General features: G+C 39.6%; 23 protein-coding genes and 1 tRNA gene. 18 read left to right on the forward strand and 6 right to left on the reverse strand.

Translation table 11 applies throughout. From position 1 onward, the window contains the following. Positions 1 to 78 precede the first annotated feature (78 nt). The 8 genes from J7E32_RS01430 to J7E32_RS23150 all read left to right on the forward strand — a co-directional run bounded on the left by J7E32_RS01430 (position 79) and on the right by J7E32_RS23150 (position 5,265). The gene (locus J7E32_RS01430; protein WP_353654000.1) at positions 79 to 471 is read left to right on the forward strand and encodes a hypothetical protein; all 393 of its coding nucleotides are present in this window, start codon (positions 79 to 81) and stop codon (positions 469 to 471) included. A gap of 6 nt (positions 472 to 477) precedes the next feature. After that, the gene (locus J7E32_RS01435) at positions 478 to 930 is read left to right on the forward strand and encodes a hypothetical protein (protein ID WP_214902515.1); all 453 of its coding nucleotides are present in this window, start codon (positions 478 to 480) and stop codon (positions 928 to 930) included. Between the two features lie 134 nt (positions 931 to 1,064). Continuing rightward, a complete protein-coding gene (locus J7E32_RS01440; RefSeq protein ID WP_214902518.1) occupies positions 1,065 to 1,484 on the forward strand; it encodes a VOC family protein in 420 nt (139 codons plus the stop codon). Then, complete coding sequence (locus J7E32_RS01445; RefSeq protein WP_214902520.1) at positions 1,481 to 2,041, forward strand: DEAD/DEAH box helicase family protein; 561 nt, start codon at positions 1,481 to 1,483, stop codon at positions 2,039 to 2,041. Before J7E32_RS01440 ends, J7E32_RS01445 begins: the two co-directional genes overlap by 4 nt. A 19-nt stretch (positions 2,042 to 2,060) precedes the next feature. Then, complete coding sequence (locus tag J7E32_RS01450; protein ID WP_214902522.1) at positions 2,061 to 2,642, forward strand: DUF899 family protein; 582 nt, start codon at positions 2,061 to 2,063, stop codon at positions 2,640 to 2,642. Positions 2,643 to 2,709: 67 nt separating this feature from the next. After that, entirely contained in the window at positions 2,710 to 3,147 is a 438-nt protein-coding gene (locus J7E32_RS01455; RefSeq protein WP_214902524.1) for a GyrI-like domain-containing protein, read from the forward strand. An 82-nt stretch (positions 3,148 to 3,229) separates the two neighbouring features. Beyond that, on the forward strand, positions 3,230 to 3,973 hold the full coding sequence (locus J7E32_RS01460; RefSeq protein ID WP_214902526.1) for a class I SAM-dependent DNA methyltransferase: 744 nt from the start codon (positions 3,230 to 3,232) through the stop codon (positions 3,971 to 3,973). Between the two features lie 50 nt (positions 3,974 to 4,023). After that, positions 4,024 to 5,265, forward strand: a complete 1,242-nt coding sequence (locus J7E32_RS23150) for a S41 family peptidase (protein WP_214902538.1) — start codon at positions 4,024 to 4,026, stop codon at positions 5,263 to 5,265. An 879-nt stretch (positions 5,266 to 6,144) separates the two neighbouring features. Here the strand turns inward: J7E32_RS23150 and J7E32_RS01470 are convergent. Then, on the reverse strand, positions 6,145 to 7,053 hold the full coding sequence (locus J7E32_RS01470) for a nuclease-related domain-containing protein (RefSeq protein WP_353654001.1): 909 nt from the start codon (positions 7,051 to 7,053) through the stop codon (positions 6,145 to 6,147). Positions 7,054 to 7,189: 136 nt separating this feature from the next. On the opposite strand from J7E32_RS01470, the gene J7E32_RS01475 reads away from it, so the two are divergent. After that, positions 7,190 to 7,411: a hypothetical protein gene (locus J7E32_RS01475; protein WP_214902541.1), complete on the forward strand. Its 222-nt coding sequence runs from the start codon at positions 7,190 to 7,192 to the stop codon at positions 7,409 to 7,411. Between the two features lie 27 nt (positions 7,412 to 7,438). On the opposite strand, the gene J7E32_RS01480 is transcribed toward J7E32_RS01475, so the two are convergent. Continuing rightward, complete coding sequence (locus J7E32_RS01480) at positions 7,439 to 7,729, reverse strand: hypothetical protein (protein ID WP_214902543.1); 291 nt, start codon at positions 7,727 to 7,729, stop codon at positions 7,439 to 7,441. A gap of 86 nt (positions 7,730 to 7,815) precedes the next feature. Between J7E32_RS01480 and J7E32_RS01485 the strand changes: the two genes are divergently transcribed. Further along, the gene (locus J7E32_RS01485) at positions 7,816 to 7,992 is read left to right on the forward strand and encodes a hypothetical protein (protein WP_214902546.1); all 177 of its coding nucleotides are present in this window, start codon (positions 7,816 to 7,818) and stop codon (positions 7,990 to 7,992) included. An 18-nt stretch (positions 7,993 to 8,010) separates the two neighbouring features. Then, positions 8,011 to 8,538, forward strand: coding sequence for a P-loop NTPase family protein (locus tag J7E32_RS01490; RefSeq protein WP_214902548.1), 528 nt, complete (start codon positions 8,011 to 8,013; stop codon positions 8,536 to 8,538). A 27-nt stretch (positions 8,539 to 8,565) separates the two neighbouring features. Here J7E32_RS01490 and J7E32_RS01495 read toward each other — a convergent pair whose 3' ends face one another. Continuing rightward, a complete protein-coding gene (locus tag J7E32_RS01495) occupies positions 8,566 to 8,997 on the reverse strand; it encodes a DUF2621 domain-containing protein (protein WP_214902549.1) in 432 nt (143 codons plus the stop codon). Positions 8,998 to 9,136: 139 nt separating this feature from the next. On the opposite strand from J7E32_RS01495, the gene J7E32_RS01500 reads away from it, so the two are divergent. From J7E32_RS01500 to J7E32_RS01515, 4 genes are all read left to right on the forward strand, one after another. After that, positions 9,137 to 9,233 (forward strand) — tRNA-Sec (locus tag J7E32_RS01500). Between the two features lie 174 nt (positions 9,234 to 9,407). Then, complete coding sequence (tnpA, locus tag J7E32_RS01505; RefSeq protein ID WP_079508195.1) at positions 9,408 to 9,890, forward strand: IS200/IS605 family transposase; 483 nt, start codon at positions 9,408 to 9,410, stop codon at positions 9,888 to 9,890. 270 nt (positions 9,891 to 10,160) lie between these two features. Then, positions 10,161 to 10,973 (forward strand): VOC family protein, encoded by an 813-nt coding sequence (locus tag J7E32_RS01510; protein WP_214902551.1) that lies wholly within the window; start codon positions 10,161 to 10,163, stop codon positions 10,971 to 10,973. A 374-nt stretch (positions 10,974 to 11,347) separates the two neighbouring features. Continuing rightward, positions 11,348 to 13,042 carry a M3 family oligoendopeptidase gene (locus J7E32_RS01515; protein WP_214902553.1) on the forward strand — a complete coding sequence of 565 codons (1,695 nt, stop codon included), beginning with the start codon at positions 11,348 to 11,350 and terminating at the stop codon, positions 13,040 to 13,042. Between the two features lie 207 nt (positions 13,043 to 13,249). Here the strand turns inward: J7E32_RS01515 and J7E32_RS01520 are convergent, their stop codons facing one another. Further along, on the reverse strand, positions 13,250 to 14,242 hold the full coding sequence (locus tag J7E32_RS01520) for a lactate/malate family dehydrogenase (protein ID WP_214902555.1): 993 nt from the start codon (positions 14,240 to 14,242) through the stop codon (positions 13,250 to 13,252). A gap of 289 nt (positions 14,243 to 14,531) precedes the next feature. Here J7E32_RS01520 and J7E32_RS01525 point away from each other — a divergent pair, with 289 nt between their 5' ends. After that, positions 14,532 to 15,626: a DUF4362 domain-containing protein gene (locus tag J7E32_RS01525; protein WP_214902557.1), complete on the forward strand. Its 1,095-nt coding sequence runs from the start codon at positions 14,532 to 14,534 to the stop codon at positions 15,624 to 15,626. Between the two features lie 128 nt (positions 15,627 to 15,754). Here J7E32_RS01525 and J7E32_RS01530 read toward each other — a convergent pair whose 3' ends face one another. Beyond that, positions 15,755 to 16,678 carry an LCP family protein gene (locus J7E32_RS01530; protein WP_214902559.1) on the reverse strand — a complete coding sequence of 308 codons (924 nt, stop codon included), beginning with the start codon at positions 16,676 to 16,678 and terminating at the stop codon, positions 15,755 to 15,757. Positions 16,679 to 16,844: 166 nt separating this feature from the next. Then, positions 16,845 to 17,600 (reverse strand): DUF3891 family protein, encoded by a 756-nt coding sequence (locus tag J7E32_RS01535; RefSeq protein ID WP_214902561.1) that lies wholly within the window; start codon positions 17,598 to 17,600, stop codon positions 16,845 to 16,847. Between the two features lie 110 nt (positions 17,601 to 17,710). Between J7E32_RS01535 and J7E32_RS01540 the strand changes: the two genes are divergently transcribed. Both J7E32_RS01540 and J7E32_RS01545 read left to right on the forward strand, forming a co-directional pair. Further along, on the forward strand, positions 17,711 to 18,019 hold the full coding sequence (locus J7E32_RS01540) for a DUF3817 domain-containing protein (protein ID WP_214902563.1): 309 nt from the start codon (positions 17,711 to 17,713) through the stop codon (positions 18,017 to 18,019). Then, positions 18,020 to 18,286: a DUF1450 domain-containing protein gene (locus J7E32_RS01545; protein ID WP_214902566.1), complete on the forward strand. Its 267-nt coding sequence runs from the start codon at positions 18,020 to 18,022 to the stop codon at positions 18,284 to 18,286. It begins immediately after the preceding gene. The last annotated feature ends 91 nt before the right edge of the window (positions 18,287 to 18,377 follow it).

The raw sequence follows: 18,377 nt of genomic DNA on the forward strand, positions 1-18,377 counted from the left end.
ATCGGACTACTCTTATCAGTTTTAATTTTTAACCTGATTGCTTTTAAGTTTAATAAAAGATTGCTCCCCAGTCAGATTGTGCAGATTTGGACATTCACGATTGCTTTCCAGATGCTATTCGATTTCATCGTAGAATTCAAATACCACAGTTATTGGTATTTTTCACCAGGATTTGATTGGGTAGGTCTGATTCCCAGGACAGTGTTGATTCCGCCGGTGAACATGATATTTTTGAATCTATATCCGTTTGAAAAAAAAGTATTAAATAAGATTTTATATGTAGTCTTCTTTGTTATTTTAATTTTAGTATATGAACTCATCACCTTGCTGCCGCAGCCCTGGGGTTATTTTCATTATGGGTGGTGGAAAATTTGGGATTCTGCCATCGTTGACCCTATCATTTTATTCTGTTTGTTAGGTTTTTATAAATGGATTCAGTGGCTTGATCGCAAACAAGAAGAGGTGAGATAGAAGCGAGTGTATAACAGTATGTATTGGGCACCATATCTGGCTTTGGTCATCAACCTGCTAATTATTAGGTTTATGCCGAAGCACCTTACAAAAAGAGATATATATGTTACCTGGGCTGTAATTGCATTAGTCAATTTAAGTACCGATGTTACTTTGGATTTGTATTTTAAGCTTTACGAAATAGGTGGTCCTGGAGTTCAGATTGGAGTGCATCTTATAGAATTAACTCTTGGAGCGTCTTTTGGGATAATCTTTCTCAACTTCATGCCAGGAAAGATGAAGGCATTTGCTTCATATATGGCAGCCTGGTTAGTTATGACAATTCTTTTTGAGCTGCTCATGGTCAAAGTGGGATTTATTCGATATACAGGCTGGGAATGGTGGTATTCTGTTCCTTATTACATAGCGGCTTTCTACTTTGTTAGGTGGCATTTATTTTTTATAAGAAAAGAAAATTGAACCGTATGGATTTTAGTTGAAAGCTATAATCTATGCGGTTTTGTATTTTTTAAAGCTACTGAAGTGGAAAACAATTATTAACAAGGAAGGTGAAAAGAGAGAATTATAGAATCTTAAATAGAGGGGTGATTGTAGTGGATAATCAGTTAATCCGAGTGGGTACGATTTACATTCCGGTTAAGGACCCGGTGAGTTCAGCAGAATGGTACAAGGAAAAACTTGGTGCAGAGTTAAATTACCTGGACGATGACAAAGCTATTTTGGATTTGGCTGATATTAGTATGTTTTTGGTTAAGGCAGTGGAACAGAACTCGAACTTTCTTGATGTAAATGGTGTGGAACGGTTCGTTCTTACATATGAGGTCGATGGTTTGGAAGCTCTTATTTCCATTCACGCAGATTTTACAGAACGAGGAATTGAAGTCGGGGACATTGAAAACAGGGGTCATGCAGGCAGGAATTTTGTGTTTTACGACCTGGATGGAAATAAGTTCGATGTCTGGAGTGAGTTGAGCCAGGTGTTTAAGCGAAGGTTTGTTAAGGAGGAAGTATGAAATTTGTTTTAATATTTGGGCCGCAGGCTGTCGGTAAAATGACGGTAGGGCATGAACTTGAAAAAATTACAGAATTAAAGCTTTTCCATAACCATATGACGATTGAATTAGTGAATCCTTTCTTCGACTATGGAACTAAGGAGGGGAAGCGATTAGTCAGACTCTTCCGTCAGGAAATCTTTGAGGCGATGGCGAAAAGCGATCAGTATGGCTTGATTTTCACCTATGTCTGGGCATTCGATATGAAGGAAGACTGGGAGTATGTGGACAAAGTATGCCAGATTTTTGAGTCAAAAGGTGGAACGGTATATTTTGTCGAACTGGAGACTGAATTGGACGAAAGACTGGAGCGCAACAAAAGCCCTCATCGACTCCAACACAAGCCCACAAAGCGGAATCTGCAAAGGTCGGAACGGGAACTGGTGAAAACGATGGATCAATATCGCCTGAATTCAATTGAAGGTGAGATAGAAAGAGAGAACTATATTCGGATAAATAACATGAATTTAAGCGCTAATGAAGTTGCTCAACATATTAAAGAACATTTTGATTTGTAATTGAAAGGGGAGTGGAAGAATGAATTCTATTAAACAGTTAGAAAAGGAAATAGAGAGCAAAGAGAAAGAGTTAATGAGTATAAAACAAGAGCTGGCAGCGTTAAGAAAACAGCATCCTTCATTTACGGTAGAAGATTATACAATGACGAATACAGAAGGTGAAAAGGTTCTATTGAGTGAGCTTTTTGGCGAAAAAGATGAAATGATTGTTATACATAATATGGGGAAATCCTGCTCTTACTGTACACTTTGGGCTGATGGGTTCAGTGGTTTTACCCAACATCTTGAGAACAAAGCAGCATTTGTCTTAACCAGTCCGGATGATTACCAAACTCTATCAGACTTTTCAAAGGAACGCGACTGGTCATTCAAAAGCGTTTCGACGAAAGGGACGACTTTCAAAGAAGACCTCGGGTTTAAAAATAAAGACGGTTTTTGGCCTGGTGTTTCTATTTTGTTAAGAGGCGAAGATGGAACAATCACTCACTATTCCAAAGCAGCATTCGGTCCCGGTGACGATTATTGCAGCATTTGGTCACTGTTTGAATTGTTGCCGGAAGGAAGCGGCGAGTGGGGACCGAAACATAGTTATGGGGAATAGAGTGATTTTATAGATATAGGGTTTCCAATGAAGAGTTCCGTTATTTTCAATTTTAGGAGGCTTATAAATGTGCCAGGTTGTGAAAAGAGAATTCAAAGTGATTGCTGCGAAACATAGAGGGCTTTACAAGGATTTTGCCGAGCTAGTACCAAAGGCAGCACATCAATTTTTACAGCGTGTACCGAACCTTGCAGGAACTGAGGTTACCGTGTACGAGCCTAAAGCGAGTGAGAGCCATACTGAGGGAACTTTCTATGTTGGGTTATTGGTTAATACTGCGCTGGACACCTTACCGGAAGGTGCGGAATTTCTCGATATTCAGCATTCATATGGAATGATCAGAGGGAAAGGGACAGAGATGGGTAGCTTATATTCATCGCTGGATCAATGGATTGATGAGCAGGGCTACACGCGGGACACTTTTAAGGATTTTATTATAGAAACCTACCATCCGATGGAAAATGATGTGGAGGAAGTAGAAATATATATTCCTATTAAAGACTAGGGCAACGTTTTTCGTTGTCTTTTGTATTGTTTATGGTAATGTATTAAAGATTTGTCTTTCTTTTGAAAATGGAGGGGATAGGATGGAGTTCAGAGGTGCCTCTGTATATGACGAAGAAAAATTTTACGAGAATTATATGAAGCGGAGAAACCGGCCGGAAAGTCCAAACAACATCATTGAAAAGCCCATTTTATTAGAGATGATTGGGGATGTGGCTGGAAAAAGGATTCTGGATTTGGGATGTGGTGATGCGGAAATTGGGGTTGAGCTATTACAGCAAGGCGGAGATTCTTATCTCGGGGTGGACGGTTCGAAGAATATGGCTCGAGTTGCAGCTTTAAGTCTGGAAAGAACTACTACTGGCCAGGTTCTACACTCTTCTATGGAAGCATGGCAGCCGCAGCCAGGGCAATACGATTTGGTCATTTCTCGATTTGCCCTCCACTATTTAGCGGATTTAAATGGTGTTTTTACTAAGGTTCATGACTCACTGGTGCCTGGTGGGAAGTTTATTTTTAGCGTGCAGCATCCGGTTCTCACTTCCTCCGCGAAAAGTGTTGAAGGCTCGGGCAGGAGAAGTGATTGGATAGTGGATGACTATTTTAACCAGGGCGAACGGGCCGAGCCGTGGATCGGAAAAAAGGTAATTAAATACCACCGAACAATCGAAGAATACTTCAAGCTCTTATTGCAAGCCGGCTTCGCGGTAGATGATCTTAGAGAAGGCACGCCAAGAGCGGATAGTTTCTCCAGCAAGGAAGAGTACGAGCGTCGGATGAGAATTCCACTGGTTTTGTTGATCTCTAGTACGAAGCGGGGAGAATAAGTTATCAGAGGAGTTCTAGTTGTTTTATTTTCCTGAAGAGGAGGGGTAAGGTGGAGGCTATTTTTAAAGAAATCGTACATATTATGCACCATGACTACGCAGGATGGAATGACAAGCAGGGATGGGATCGGCCTGATTACTTTCTTGGCAAACTGAAGGATGCTAACTTTGCGGATGCTGTAAAAGAATATTTACTGGACTTCAGGGATAAGCATATATATTTTACAGATTTGAATGCAGAGAGGAATGTTGATCAGGATCGAGGATTCAAAGTTAGAAGATTTGAAGATAAGTTATATGTAATCGAAGTTGGTTCCGAAACGCGACTTGAAAAGGGAATGGCGTTTGTAACGATTGGGGGCCATTCGATTTTGGAGCTAAGGGAGCGGCATGAGAGGCTTCTGAATGAGAATCATGCTGAACGGGAAAATTGGACTCCTATTCTTGCTCTATATGAATATGGGAAAACGGAAGATGGGCAGGAATTTTGTTTTTGTTTTTACCAAAAGGCAGAGTATCGGCCGGTTTATTCAGTTAGAAAGTTAAACGAAGAAACGCTGCTTATGACCATGACGGACTTTGCAGATCCCGATGCAATAATACGGATGATTAATGATCATAAAGACCTCCTTGAGTCTGTGGAAAACTGGATTATTGATGTAAGAGTGAATTACGGCGGCGGTGACGCAAATTATTTTAATCTGCTTCCATACTTGATGCCAGAAGAAGGAATAGATCGCGCAGATCCTGATGAAAAAATGCTTTTTAACTGTACCGAAGCTAACTCGCAGAGACAGCTCGCAGGAGTCAAGGAGCAGATGAAAGGCGTCCAGGATGAACAAACTCTGGTTTTCTTGAGAGCCTGGCAGCGGGAATGGGAACGTAATGCAGGCAAAGGTTTTGTTGAGTTCGATTTTAGTGAATTCATTCCTGATACTTTTGTAAAAGGAAAGGAAGCACCTGAAACCATCATTGTAATGACAGATGTTTATTGCGGCAGTGCTGGAGACTCGTTTATCGAGAATTGCAAGAAATCCAGCAAAGTTACGGTTATTGGGAGACCAACTGCGGGGTTGAATGATTATGCGAACCTGGCGATCCAGCGTTGGGATGAGGGTTATGAATTATGGTATCCGACATCACGGTTATCCAGGATTGATAGTGGCCAGGGAATGACAGGAGTAGGGGTCGAACCTCATATTTATATCCCCTGGTCTCCACAACATCTGAAAGAGGACGTGGATCTAGCCGCAGCTTTAAAGTTGGTAGACTCTAACTTACCTACATATTAATAGAAAATAAGGTAAAAAGTTTACAAAATAGCCGTATTTATTTTAATTCAGCTTTACAATACTGTGTTAAAGTATAAATGTAAGGGAACTCACAATTAAGGAGTGTTGGAGATGATTAAAAAAGTCATCATAAATTTCTTATTGGTATGTGCCCACTTCTATCTGCTTTAACAAATGTTTATAATGTCTTAACAAATTACGGCAATGAACTTTATTTTAGTCTTTTAAAATAAATACTAGGCGGGATAGCAAGTGTGGCTATCACAGCAACCGGCGAAGGTGGGGCCGGTTGCTATTTTTGTGTTTTGAGCATTAAGAACAGAGCGGAGAGAGTTCTATTGGACAAAGTGGAGACGTGAAGTGGTAAAAGTGTCCGATAGAAGAATCTATAGGAAAAACAGAAGACGTGAGGCGCGTAAGATGTACAATAGGCGAGCTCTATCGGACAAACAGAAGACGTTCAACGGTAAAAGTGTCCGATAAAAAGCGCATATCGGACAAACAGAAGGCGTGAAACGGCAAAAGTGTCCAATAGAAGGGCCCTATCGGACAAACAAAAGGTATGAAGCGGGAAAAGTGTCCAATAGAAGGGCTCTATCGGACAAACAGAAGGCGAGAAACGGCAAAAGTGTCCAATAGAAGGTCTCTATCGGACAAACAGAACCCATGAAGTGAGAAAAATGTCCAATAGAAGGGGTCTATCGGACAAACAGAAGGCATGAAGCGTTAAAAATGTCCAATAGAAGGGCTCTATCGGACAAACAGAAGCCATGAAGTCGTAAAAATGTCCGATAGAAAGCTCTATCGGACAAACGGAAGGCATAAACAAGGAAAATCGTCCGATAGTATTGCCGAGACTAATATCATCTTCTGCTTCTTCTATTTATAATTAGTCCATTTTCTGGTGCCTTCAATATTAAGGTGTTTTGCTAGAATTCTTCTAATTCTTTTACCATCTTGAATTACTACACACCATTCTTTAATAATACTTGTTTTTATTGCTCGTTCTGGAAATAGCAATCTAAACTCCTCCACTGTCCTCATTACTGCTGATTCTACTAATTCTTTGCTCCCACAATCCCTACAAACTAAATACTTATGATTAACTTCTACCGAAAAAGATTCACACTCACTACAAGTGATGCCTTTCTTGAGTTCATCATAATTATACTTAGGCAGTTTATCGAATGAGGTGTCAATCCGATGCAGGGAGACTAGTTTGGCTGCAAGTTTTTTATGGTTGCTGGTTACTTCTCCTGGCTGGTTATTGAGATTGTCGAGGAGTCGTTTGATCTGGGTGGGGAATATGAATGGGAGGTCTGGGTGTGCGTGATACAGGGTAAACTCGGGGTTAATAAACACGACTGAACCTTGTAATTTAGAGTTGTAGCCTAGTTGATTTAATAGTTTTTTAAAAAGCAGCTTAGCACGGTTGAGTTGATCGAGTGGATTCTTGATTGTTACTCCAGTTGTTGTTGAGGTTAGACCTTCTTGTTTGTACAGGTAATCCCCCTGGTTCGTCTTTATTTCAAAGAGATATAATGTGCCGGCGAATATAATTAAAGTATCGATTTGAAAGGTTGTTTTTTCTACTTCCAGCAGCAAATCATTCAGGATCAAGCAGCTGCTAGTCAGTTTTTCGGTCATGGCATCGAATTGTAATTCGCCTTTATATCCCTTATCGAGGTATGAAAAATACCTTTTTTCCTCTTCTGATAACTCAAGTCGCTTATTCAAAATTCTCATCTTTGACAAAATAATAGGTTCCGTGCGTTCCTTAAAAGCCACAAGCATCTTCCTTCCGATATTAGTCTACTTAATCATACTATTTTACCAAAAATAAAATATTGAATCTTTTGTGAATTTAGACAAGCCTGCTTGAATACAATGATAAAACCACTCGATTAAGTCAGGAGGAGTCGGGATGTCATTGAAGGTTTATGCGATTTTACTGAAAACTGCGGGCCTTGCCGTTTTCCTTGTACCAATGTTTATGAAGGGGATGGGATATATAGCGACCATTTCTCCTACGCTAATGTTTAGTTTGATCGCAATAGGGATCGTTTTATTAATCGTCGGAAATGTGTTTGAAGCAAAGGCAATGCGCAATGGCGAATACTTTAGACGGAGAAGATTCAGGAAGTGAGGAACGAGTTTCAGTATCTGAAACTCGTTATTTTTTTAACGAAAGAATAAACCAAACAAGCAGGTAGAGATATCCTGCGATAATGAAAATCGCCCAAAGTGCTCCTTGCTTCAACTCCCTCGCCAGGTATTCGAATTCACTCATATCCAATGGCCGGCCGATACTATTCATCAGACTGACCATAGGCACCGAAATAATGACGAGGATCGCAATCATGGCCAGCGGAACTTGTTTTTTCTTAATGACACTATAAATAGCCCTTACAAAAATAATCATTAACAACAAATATAAAATAATCCAAAAGACAACTTCCATCATAAAAATAACCTCCCTTTGGAATTCTATCATTTTTTTATCTCAAATGCCTGTTAGAATGTGGTAAAATTGCCTGAGAGGTGAGCATTTTGACAGTAATCAATATTTGGTTAATCGTCATTCTGGCGGTTGCCTTTCTCGCGGCAATTGGTGCCTGGTATAATACAAGAATCATCATAAGAGATTTGGCCGTAATAAAAGCGCAAATGGGGATCAAAGATGAAAAACCTCCTTCAGTTTTTGACAATGATCTCGATAAAGACTAATTAGCAGGGTGGAAGACAGTGACGAGAATACATATTATTGGCGGGCCTGGAAGTGGCAAATCTTACATAGCAGGAAAACTTTCAAAAATGCTGGGACTGCCTAAGCATGAATTGGATAACTTTTTTTGGGATCATGAGTCCGAGTATTTCGGTTCGCAAACCCCTCCAGTAAAAAGGGCGGAAAAGCTGAATAAGGTGATCGGTCAGGAAAAGTGGATTATTGAAGGGGTGTATCATAGCTGGCTGGAAGAGAGTTTCCGCCAGTCAGATTATATTTTCATTCTAAAGACGAATGTCTATGTGCGTGACTGGAGAATTGTAAAGCAGTTCGTGCTCAGAAAAGTTAAACTGGTTTCTTCTCCGCGAAAAGAGAATCTGAAGACGCTGACTGACTTGCTAAAATGGAACCATCAGTATGACGGAACTAATCTGGTAGAGGCAATCAAGCTGATGAAGCCGTATAAAGACAAGGTCATCATACTAACTAAAAATGATGATGTATTCAAGCTTTTTAAAAAGCGGAAGAAGTCAGTGGGCAATCCATGAAAAAAACTGCCTTATCGCAAGGCAGTTTTAGAACAAGCTCTCATATGGTGCGGTGCTGATTTGCTTTTCAGCAAGCCGCTTTCGCAAAAATTTATGGTCACGCTTTGGTGTGGCGAGGATATAGCCGCGAATGACAAGCTCCTGAGTGATCCTGTCCGCTTTTTCCTCAAGTGCGAGCTCACCAATTTTGCCTGCGATCTTGTGTCTTGCCACATCCCTGAACAATTCAGGAACTGGACTCACCAAATTTTCAAGCAATGCCTTCTGATCATCGTGCCACAAATGCCGCGTTTGATTCACATAATACTCTTCCCAGTCCATATCTGATTTGCCATCGTTCTTTGGCAGCTTTTTCAAAAACTTGCGGAACATGAAATATCCGCCAATCGCGAATAAACCAACCAATACAACGACCCAAAACATCATAAACCACAAAAACCAACCTTCAAGCTGATACATAACCCTTCACCCACGCATTTCTAATATCTTTTCTTATTATAGTACCAGCCATCAAAGGAAGACAAGTCTTGTGACAATTTGAGTAACTCTCTTGTAAAATAGCCAGCTTCTAAGTATAATAGACCTTGTTCTTCAAAATGGGGCTGAATGGGGTACTGGTGTCCCCCACGGTCTTCAAAACCGCTTGTGACCTGCGTGCCAGGTTAGCTGGGTTCGATTCCCAGGCGGTCCCGCCATATACATAAATTAGTAACCGCTCAGAATGCTGGGCGGTTTTTTTGTGAAAATGAAAACCCCGGGCTAGGCCCGGGGTTCCAAAAAGCTTTCAGCGTGGTATTAAAAAAACTTCCCCACGGTGCTAAAATATTTTTTGGTTCGCCAACCAAAAATATCAGCACGGAGGAAGTCCTATGTCTAAAGACAATAACAGTTTAGCACACACTACCTGGAATTGTAAGTATCACATCGTATTCGCCCCAAAGTACAGGAGACAGATCATTTATGGGAAGATCAAAAAAGATATTGGGGAAATACTTCGCACACTATGTGAAAGAAAAGGTGTAGAAATAATTGAAGCAACCGCGTGTAAGGACCACGTACATATGTTAGTGAGTATACCGCCCAAAATAAGTGTATCCTCTTTTGTCGGTTACTTAAAAGGGAAAAGCAGTTTAATGATTTTTGATCGGCACGCAAACCTGAAATACAGATATGGAAATCGAAAATTCTGGTGTACAGGATATTATGTCGATACAGTTGGAAGAAACAAAAAGGTAATAGAAGAATACATTCGAAATCAAATACAAGATGATATAGTCGCAGAACAATTAACGATGATGGAATACATTGATCCATTCACAGGAGAAGAAGTGAAGAAAAAGAAACGAAGTTAGAAGGTGAGAAGGCCTTTGAGGTCTGGCCAGTAGAAGTAGTACAATTGGCGAACCTTTCAGTAGCCCTTTAGGGTTTGGTCAGTAACAAAGGCTTTCAGCCGCAGAGAAAACCACCCGTTCTCACGGGTGGTTTTTATTTATTACTTGGAAAGGTAAGCATCTCTTTCTATTAGGAATCTAGGTACGTCCCTCTCCTTCCTTTATAGTATAATAGAAGAAATTAGTAGAATATTACTAATATTTATTATATTAATAAAAAGGGGTAAAATAATGCAATATTTCTTTGATCACCTAGTTTGGTTCTTTAAACATCCAGAGAAAGCAATTTCTCCCTTAAACGAAAAAGGACTTCATGTTGTGAAGGGTGGCCGTCATGAGCCTTGGGGAACATATAATACCCTAACTTATTTTGGCTTAAGTTATATTGAATTTTTAGGAATTGAAAATCTATTAATAGCTGAAAAGCATGATGAAAATAGATTGATTACGCAAATTGTTGAACAGTTAGCAAAAGAAAATCGGGAAGGTCCTGCGACAATTGCGATCCGAACAAATCAAATAGAAGAACTAGCAATAAAACTTAAGACAGAAGGACTTACAGTATATGGGCCGCTAGCTGGGGAGAGAGTTCGTGCTGATGGTCAAGTAATCAGGTGGTCATTGTTATTCCCTGAATACGCAGAAAACAAGGTTCCTTTACCGTTTTTTATTCAATGGGAAAAATCAGATGAAGAAAGGTATTTGGAATTAGAAAAACAAGGAGTCATAGGGTCACACATAGTCGGCCAGCCGAAATTAGAAAGTGTTGGGTTTGTCGTAAATGATTTGGATAAAACACTTGAAATTTGGAGTAAAATGTTTGGACTTAAACAAGGTGAAGAGTATATCGATACGGAGCTGAATGCGCGTTGCAGAAGTTTAGTGTTAAACAGTACTAATTTATTATTTTTAACACCAATTGGTGATGGACCGGCTGCTACAGTACTAAAAGAAAAAGGGGAGACTCCTTTTTTAGTGAACCTGATTGACACTTATCAAAGTCACTTCTTTGAAATGCTGGATGGTTATTGGAGATTCCAGTAATATTCAAAATCATTATATAGTAAATCACCCTTGATCTATCAGTACATCTGTATGCATTGAGGTACTAGAAAACAAGATGCTATTAAAGTTCAAAACCGCTTTTGACTGCGTGCGAGGTCAGGTGGGTTCGATTCTCACGCAGTCCCGCCAACATACATCAATCAGTAGCTGCTCAGCATGCTGGGCGGTTTTTTTTTTGGTGAAGTATAGTTGTTCCAGGTCAATCCGAAATGTGAAGTCCCTTTTTCAATTTATGGTGCGTCTTAGATATTATATTTCGAATAACGAAGTTTTTTCTAAATTTAAAAGGAGATTGTCTTACTTTGTCGAAATAGTTTCTTTATCCGAATTTTTTTACATAGGAGGATTTTTTCATGCAGTTTAACGATTATCCATATACCAGACCAAATATTGAAGAGGTGGAGGGGAACTTTAATCAATTACTTGAGAGGTTTCAATCTGCTGAGTCCTTTGAGGTTCAGGACGGAGTAATGAAAGAAATCAATGAGTTGCGCTCTGAGTTTGAAAGCATGAGACAGATTGTGCAAATTCGTCAGACGATTGATACAACTGATGAGTTTTATAAGAAAGAGAAGGGTTTTTTCAATGAAGTAGGACCGGCCTACAAGGGTCTGATCACAAAATACTACGAGGCACTTACAGGTTCTGAATTCCGCTCTCAGTTAGAAGATAAGTGGGGCAAACAGTTATTTTTATTAGCTGACAGTCAATTAAAGACGTTCTCTCCTGATGTGTTGAAAGACATGCAGGAAGAAAACAAACTGGTTAGTGAGTATGTCGATTTACTTGCTTCAGCTAAAATCCCATTTGATGGGGAAGTGAAAAATCTTGCACAGTTAGTTCCTTATCAGCAATCAGCTCATCGAACCATTAGGAAGGAATCTAATGAAGCGAAGTACAACTTTTTCGTTGAGCATGCCGATCAATTAGATGATTTATACGACAAGCTTGTAAAAGTACGTACTAGTATTGCTAAGAAGCTAGGATTCTCTTCTTTTACAGAGTTAGCCTATGCTCGGCTTTCTCGTACTGATTATGATGCTGAAATGGTAGCAAAGTTCCGTGACCAGGTGAAAGAGTACATCGTACCTTTAGCTACGAAACTAAAACAACGACAGCAGGAACGCATTGGTGTCGACACATTTAAATATTACGATGACAGCTTCAGCTTTAAAACAGGAAATCCTGATCCAAAAGGTGATGCGGAGTGGATTGTACATCAAGCGAAGAAAATGTACGAGGAAATGTCTCCTGAAACGAATGAGTTTTACACTTATATGGTAGAAAACAACCTAATGGACCTCTTAAGTAAAGCAGGTAAGGCTGGCGGTGGATACTGCACCTATATTAGCAAACATAAGTCACCTTACATTTTTGCAAACTTTAATGGAACAAAAGGTGATGTTCGTGTATTAAAGCATGAAGTAGGGCATGCGTTCCAAGTATTTGAAAGCCATGTGTTTGAAGTGCCTGAGTATGGGTTCCCTACACTAGAAGCGTGTGAAATTCACTCGATGAGTATGGAATTCTTTGCTTGGCCATGGATGGACCTTTTCTTCGAGGAAGATACGGATAAGTACAAGTTCTCTCATTTAAGTGAAGCGGTTCTATTTATTCCTTATGGTGTAGCAGTTGATGAATTTCAGCATTTTGTGTACGCCAACCCGGAAGCAACTCCAGCTGAGCGCAAGCGAGCATGGAGAGAAATCGAGAAGAAGTACCTGCCACATCGCGATTATGAAGGAAATGACTTCCTTGAAAACGGTGGTTTCTGGCAGCAACAGGGACATATTTACAAAGTTCCTTTCTACTATATTGATTACACACTAGCTCAAATTTGTGCGCTGCAATTCTGGAAACGTACGCAGGAAAATACAGAGGATGCCTGGAAAGACTATCTGCACCTTTGTAAGCAAGGTGGAAGCCAATCATTCACAGAGCTTGTCAAAGAAGCGAACTTAATTTCACCATTTGAAGATGGTTGTGTGAAATCTGTGATTGACGAGATTGAAGCTTATTTGGATACAGTTGATGATCAGGCTTTATAATGGTGATGCTATCAAACTTCAAAACAGCTTGGAATATCACTTTGGATGTTTCTTGATTAGTTGATTTCATGTATTTTACCTGAAGCTTCTCATAAGTTGAGCAAACTTAAGGGAAGCTTTTTTTTTTATTATTGCCGTGTCGAGGAAATAAACGAATTAAAATAAAAAGACGAACAATACAAATCTTGTTCGTCTAAAGTGTAATCTTCAACCTTGAATTTTAGAATGATGATTTCTGCCTGTCTTTGCAACTTTCATCGTTTCTTTAATATATTCCGCTGACTGATGTAGCCATTCAAGTTCTTGGGAGTCGAGAGCAATTTCTAATTGTTTTACTACGCCATTTCTCCCGATGATACATGGCATACTTAATGCAACATCTCCATCGTATCCATATTGTCTGTGTAATGTTGTGGACACCGGATAAACACTGCGTTCATCCAGCATAACTGCCTTTGCTAGTGTAACAGCAGCTTGGGCTACACCTGCATTTGTCCATCCTTTTCCATTTAAAACATCAAAGGCTGCCTTTACAACTTGTTTTTTCAAACCGTCCCGACTTAATGGTTCTTTTCCTTGAAAAACTTTGTCCAATTCTCTTTCACCAAATCCTTGCACACTTAAGCGGCTTAATACTGGGAAAGCTGTATGCCCGTGTTCGCCCATCATATAACCTGTTACACTTTTTGGGTCGATGTCATAATTAGTAGCAATTATTTTACGAAGTCGTGCAGAATCGAGCATAGTTCCTGTTCCGAATATGTGTCCCTTCGGATAGTCGAATTCATTTTCTGCTATGTACACCATGGTATCTAACGGATTTGTTATTAGAATAATGATTGCATCTTTCGTATATTTAGTAATTCCAGTCATAACTTCACGAATTACCTCAGAATTGACAACAGCTAATTGTGCCCTGTCCGGCATCGCATCTTCATCACTTTTTATCATGCTGGGACCAGCAGCACAGATAATCACATCTGCATCCATACATTCGGAATAATCTCCAGCATGTACCGTTGTATTTGACATATATGTTAGAGCGGTTGCATGTTCTTGATCAAGAGCTTCGCCGTGAGCAACATCTTTATCTATATCAATGACAGCTATTTCTGCAAAAAGTCCTAATTTCATGGCATCTGCCAGAACATAAGAACCAACATGGCCTACTCCTACAACAACTAACTTATTTCTTTTCATGGTTTACCCCCTAACCAAATGATATATAAATATTTTAACACAATTTAGAAAATACAGAATATTTTTAATTAGTTTTTGGTTTGATTCTAGAAACTGTAAAAAGAATCTTGTCGGGGAAGATGAAATTTATTTGTTTGCATAAGTAGTTCTTTCAAGTAAGACATAGAAATACGAATCGTGATTACTGTAAACCAATATTGTGACGTTTTCTCCATACATTCGTCTATTTATTGAAGGGTGCGATATTTATCCAGAATAGGCGAAATTATTGAATGGATGTGAGGGTCAAATGAAAAGCATGAAAAAATTGCTTTATTATTTTATTTTGATGCTTTTGCTAGTTTCCTGTAATACGCAAGTTACCGAAAATGGCAATGGAGAATCTCGATCACCAGGTAAACCGATTGTAAAAGAAGTGGAGAATGTTGATGTTTTGAATACACACGGAGGCATTGAAGGGATAGAAAGGATGCAGCGTTTCTATGACGATGTGAAGAGTGGGGTGCCATCTGATTTACGTATTGTTTTCTACACGATTGAAGGGGATCCAATTGTAAGGGATTTGAAATACAATGGAGAATCTCTTGAGGTGAAGAATGATTCGTCCCGTGATGCATATGGTAGTGGAGAAATACGAACGATTCGATGTGGCCAATTGATTGAAGAAGTGAATCCTACGAATACCTCCTACATAGCCACCGATTGCAAGGATTTGCCATATGGGATGGATGAGATTTTAAAAATTGAATACAACATGAGTCAACAGGATCTGTTTGAAATCGAACTAAAGTATGGAGAGAACTTAGAGAACGAAATCAATACGAAATCCGGAGAGATCAAAAAAGAAAATGGTAAGACTGAACCGTTTTATATGGCGGAAAATGTGAAGCAAGAGCTGTATAAAAGGCTAGTATTTGCAAATTATTTGGATGAAAAAGAGATCGGTGCATCATGTGATCTACCTAACGCCATTGAGTACAATTTAAAGGTGCATATCAATGGAGCAAAGAAGGAAATTAACTGGAAGGATTGTGACGAGAGCCCGGATGGGATGGAGTTTACAAAGATTGCAAAGTACATCATTGAGGAATCTGAGAAGATACAACCGGAAGAACCAGAAGTAATCGTTCAAGGCTATGTGCTCGAACGGAAAAACAACACTCTGTTAATAGTGGAAGAATTAAACAAGCTTGAATATGAATGGATGAAAGACGAAATAAAGCAGATGGACATGAATTCATTTATATTTGATTTTACCGAACTAGAAGGAGTTTCTATTGAAGAGTTCCAACTTGGTGATAAAATCCGAGCAACGATAGACGGCAGTAAAATCGGGTCAAAGCCAGGAAGAGGCAAAGTGAAAGAAATTAAAAAAATGGATTAGTGGAAATGCAATGTTAGGGTTGTATCATTTAAATAGCTTTTGTTTTAGACTTTGGATTTAATAGACTAATTAAAGGCCTTGCTCCCATCACAGAGCAAGGCCTTATTGGATGGAATCCTGTACTAGTTTCAATCTCCAGTTAAAAACTCCTTAAGTGCTTCCTTATTCTGATCAAAATCCACCTCCAACACCTCACCAATCCCTTCATAAACTTCATTTTCAAAGCTGCCATCTTTCGGGATCCGGATTGTTTCCATTTCTCCGCCTTGATTAGTCATTACGTCTTTTCCGATGGCTAAAAGAGTGGGGGAGTCGATATTCGTATCAATGTGAGTATGTAAAAGATCCAACAGGTCAGGCAGCTTGGTCACGCTGTTTAGACTTACTGCTTCATCTTTTAGTTTTGAAATCACTTCTTGCTGTCGCTGGACTCGTCCGAAATCGCTTAGCCGGTCCTGTCGGAAGCGGACGTATCCCAGCAGTTCCCTGCCATGCAGCTGTTGGGTTCCTTTTTCCAAAGTCATACCTATTCCATCGGACATTTCATAAGGTATGTCTACTTCTATTCCTTCGGGAACGAGGATGTCGACTGCTTTTTCGAAGCCTTTGAAATCAACGATGGCATAATTATGGATGTCTAATCCGAAATTCGTTTTAATTGTTTGCCTCAGTAATTCGGTTCCTCCAAAGGAATAGGCTGCATTTAATTTTTGATTCCCATGTCCAGGGATGGAGACATACATATCTCGCATAAATGAAATTAGTTTTACATCGTTGGATTGAGGGTTATAATGTGCAACCATAATGGTATCCGTTCGGGCGCCTTGTTCTCCGCGTGAGTCACTTCCTAATAAAAGAACGTTTACTTCTTCTGTGGTATTCTTCTCTCCATGAAAGGAATCTGCTTCAGCTTTTTTAAATGGTTGATTTATTGCTTTATAAGTTCCTTCTATGTACTGAAATATGGTTATCATTCCAACCATGAAGACCCCGAGGATCATCAGGGCCACTAATACTCTCGGCCATCTCACTTTTCTTCTTTTTATTGCCATTTTACCACCACCAAAACCTATTCCATCTTTATAGTGAAGTAGTCATTATCCCATACTTACATTTCATTCTTAGTATGATTTGATTACATTTGTTTAAAAATCTGCTGACAAATAGATTTAATGATGTAATAAAAAATCCGCACGGCGATGTTCTCCGGGCGGATTTTCAGACAAACGTAACTTCTCTCCAACAAACAGGACTTTCTTGGTAAGCAGCTGCTAACCCGATTTCTTTGATGAGTTTCTTATCGACAGTTTTATAGGGAAGGCTGACATGGAGTTTATTCGTGAAGGGTGAAATTGAAAGAGAAACTGTTTGTTGATCAAGCCACTTTGCATCGATAGATTTGTCATTGGCGAATGAAAATTTCTGTGGAAAGCCATTTCGGTAAAAAAAGTGCTCCAGTTCTTTTGGTGTTCCTGGGTCATTCAGGCAAATATACAATGATAGATTGTCGCAGAATTTCAATAGATTTAAATGGAAGGTAAGCAGTTGGTCTTTTTCGATTCCTAATCCCTTGAGCAACGCCTGCTGCCTTTGGTTTTCTTCGATCCAAAACATCTTTCCGATTTTACTAGTGGCATCCTTCAGGAATGATGCGTAGTGAAGGCTGCAAAGGAGGCCGGCGTATGGGTCCATTTTGACGATTTCGTCGATTCCTTTTGTATAAAAGGCAAGCTTCGGGCTTCCCGGGTAATCCATAAAGGAGTAAGGTTGCTGAGCTTGTTCATTCCATAATGGGTTTTTGTCTGGTTCAAGCCAGCACCTGTCGTGTTCCCGTACAGCGAGGATCACCGAATCTTTCTTGTCTTTTCCGAGAAAATATTCATCCCTCCAACATTGTGCAGCGTCCCGCGAAACCTTGGCATGGTCATGCTGAGCAACCATCACAAATTCATGTTTCCGCTTATGGATAATCATTTTACTTCACCTCTTTCTATTATCGTCAGTTGACTATGTGCTAGAATTTAGTATTTTTAGTCACTCGTAAAAAATGGTATAATTTCTTGGTTAGGAAGTAGGTGTTATGTATGCAAAATACAGCTATCAGCCGGTTTCGTTTAATGGGTATGTTTGAGGGTGCATCATTGTTGATCCTTGTGTTCATTGCGATGCCGCTTAAGTATTGGGCTGGGTTTCCAGAGGCCGTTCGTTTCGTAGGTTCTTTGCACGGTTTTTTATTTGTTTTATATGTGCTTATGATTATATATACGACTTTTAAGGTCAGATGGTCGTTTTTATTGGCCGTAAGTGCGTTTGCCGTTGCGTTCATTCCTTTTGGAAACATGGTTTTAGATCGCTTTTTACAAAGGACTTTTCCAGTAAAGGAAGTTTCATAAATGAATGTAATCCAGAAGCTTTTTTCCAAACAAAAGAAAGCAAAAATTGAATTTTGTCAGCGGAATTTGGAACAGTTTTTACAGGAAGAGAATTATGCTGCATATAATGAATTCTTAAGCCGCAAAAATGTGGTGTATAAGGATTTCGAATGCCAGAGCAGGTGCAAGGAATGCAGGATGTCTCCATATGCAATGGTCAATGGCGATTTCGTAACTGCAGAGAATTCTGATGAGCTGCTTAAGAAAATGGCTGAATATCTAGATTAAAAAGCATCGTAGTCGATGCTTTTCTTACAATATATTGAAGTGTAGATTTCCCCTTCGAGAATTGTCTAGCTTCAGCGCCTAGCCCCTCGAG

It is taken from the genome of Bacillus sp. ISL-55 (assembly GCF_018613155.1).
Lineage (GTDB): Bacteria > Bacillota > Bacilli > Bacillales > Cytobacillaceae > Mesobacillus.

Excerpts from the sequence above, each read along its gene's own strand:
- J7E32_RS01445 (WP_214902520.1), top strand. The coding sequence starts at position 1,481 with ATGAAATTTGTTTTAATATTTGGGCCGCAGGCTGTCGGTAAAATGACG.
- J7E32_RS01450 (WP_214902522.1), top strand. The coding sequence starts at position 2,061 with ATGAATTCTATTAAACAGTTAGAAAAGGAAATAGAGAGCAAAGAGAAA.
- J7E32_RS01455 (WP_214902524.1), top strand. The coding sequence starts at position 2,710 with ATGTGCCAGGTTGTGAAAAGAGAATTCAAAGTGATTGCTGCGAAACAT.
- J7E32_RS01460 (WP_214902526.1), top strand. The coding sequence starts at position 3,230 with ATGGAGTTCAGAGGTGCCTCTGTATATGACGAAGAAAAATTTTACGAG.
- J7E32_RS01475 (WP_214902541.1), top strand. The coding sequence starts at position 7,190 with ATGTCATTGAAGGTTTATGCGATTTTACTGAAAACTGCGGGCCTTGCC.
- J7E32_RS01480 (WP_214902543.1), bottom strand. The coding sequence starts at position 7,729 with ATGATGGAAGTTGTCTTTTGGATTATTTTATATTTGTTGTTAATGATT.
- J7E32_RS01495 (WP_214902549.1), bottom strand. The coding sequence starts at position 8,997 with ATGTATCAGCTTGAAGGTTGGTTTTTGTGGTTTATGATGTTTTGGGTC.
- tnpA (WP_079508195.1), top strand. The coding sequence starts at position 9,408 with ATGTCTAAAGACAATAACAGTTTAGCACACACTACCTGGAATTGTAAG.
- J7E32_RS01510 (WP_214902551.1), top strand. The coding sequence starts at position 10,161 with ATGCAATATTTCTTTGATCACCTAGTTTGGTTCTTTAAACATCCAGAG.
- J7E32_RS01515 (WP_214902553.1), top strand. The coding sequence starts at position 11,348 with ATGCAGTTTAACGATTATCCATATACCAGACCAAATATTGAAGAGGTG.
- J7E32_RS01520 (WP_214902555.1), bottom strand. The coding sequence starts at position 14,242 with ATGAAAAGAAATAAGTTAGTTGTTGTAGGAGTAGGCCATGTTGGTTCT.
- J7E32_RS01525 (WP_214902557.1), top strand. The coding sequence starts at position 14,532 with ATGAAAAGCATGAAAAAATTGCTTTATTATTTTATTTTGATGCTTTTG.
- J7E32_RS01530 (WP_214902559.1), bottom strand. The coding sequence starts at position 16,678 with ATGGCAATAAAAAGAAGAAAAGTGAGATGGCCGAGAGTATTAGTGGCC.
- J7E32_RS01535 (WP_214902561.1), bottom strand. The coding sequence starts at position 17,600 with ATGATTATCCATAAGCGGAAACATGAATTTGTGATGGTTGCTCAGCAT.
- J7E32_RS01540 (WP_214902563.1), top strand. The coding sequence starts at position 17,711 with ATGCAAAATACAGCTATCAGCCGGTTTCGTTTAATGGGTATGTTTGAG.
- J7E32_RS01545 (WP_214902566.1), top strand. The coding sequence starts at position 18,020 with ATGAATGTAATCCAGAAGCTTTTTTCCAAACAAAAGAAAGCAAAAATT.